This is a genomic window from Halomarina rubra (genome assembly GCF_023699475.1).
Classification (GTDB): domain Archaea; phylum Halobacteriota; class Halobacteria; order Halobacteriales; family Haloarculaceae; genus Halomarina; species Halomarina rubra.
Genome location: NZ_JALXFV010000006.1, coordinates 103,120 through 104,131, shown reverse-complemented (window position 1 = coordinate 104,131; position 1,012 = coordinate 103,120). Strand labels below are relative to the sequence as shown.

Annotated in this window: 1 protein-coding gene; it reads left to right on the top strand. The window is 54.0% G+C overall.

Annotated elements, in window-relative coordinates; all coding sequences use genetic code 11:
• Window positions 1-360 precede the first annotated feature (360 nt).
• A complete protein-coding gene (locus M1L36_RS12820) occupies window positions 361-828 on the top strand; it encodes a hypothetical protein (protein WP_250874147.1) in 468 nt (155 codons plus the stop codon).
• The last annotated feature ends 184 nt before the right edge of the window (window positions 829-1,012 follow it).

Genomic DNA, 1,012 nt, shown 5'->3' with positions numbered 1-1,012 from the left:
GCACGACGAAACTGGCAGAACTATGAGAGTTTGGATCTCCCGCTGATAGACTCACGCTCTCAGTCTATCAGTACCGGCGATCGATACGACCGGTTTGTTTCACACCGAATCGGCGTGACGCAGCTGTTAGACGTGTGCCGCGAGTGTATCAACGCGACTCCTACCAGTTGGGTGCATATTGTCTACAGACCTGCTGCATACAGAGGTTGAATTCAGCTCTCGATTGCCAGTTCCGAGGAACTTCGTACAGTATACTGGTTGGAACCGTGACCAATCCGAACACACTGTTTCCGCTCGCCGAGATTTCATCTGCCATACGTCTCCATCGTCTTTACTATCGTATGTCTATCATCCAGAAATATGAGCCGAGATCTTACTCTACTACTGGCACAACCACTGCTGTTCTCGCTTCTCTACAGTGGGGCTTCGGTCCTTGTCACTCTGTTCGGCCTCGTCGTGACCTCCAGAGCCGGAGCTATCGTTGCAGCCGCGTTACTGATTGGGTCCTACGTACTGGTCACGCGTGTCATTCCGGTACCGCGTCCAGATCGACCAGTCGCCATTACTCGTCACGGGTCAGTTGACGATGTAGTACTCAAGAATGACGCAAAGCTCGTCCTCTCAGCGGTTGTTCCGGGAACGACGCTACTCCCGTTCTTGTTCCTCCCCCTTTCGGCGTACGAATCAATCGGAGTCGCTCTGGTCGGTTTGCTACTCGTTGGGGCATACGCAGCTGAGGCGTGGGCGGTCTACCGACTTACAGCCCAGTATCTCCCAACGTACGCACCCCATCTCTTCGGCGACGACTACGATCCGCCTCTCGAATGACTCCCTACGCGAAGGGTACTAGCTTCTCCGAAGCACCTCGTGCAAGATATGCGCCGAGTACCCAGCACGCAGAATCTGGCAAACTTTCGACCGGTTGTGTCCCCCTCTAATAGACCCACACTCTCTGTCTAACAATACCGGCAGACGACACGATTGGTTTCTATCACCTCGATCCGGATTGACA

Coding starts and splice junctions, on each gene's coding strand:
- M1L36_RS12820 (WP_250874147.1), top strand. CDS start 361: ATGAGCCGAGATCTTACTCTACTACTGGCACAACCACTGCTGTTCTCG.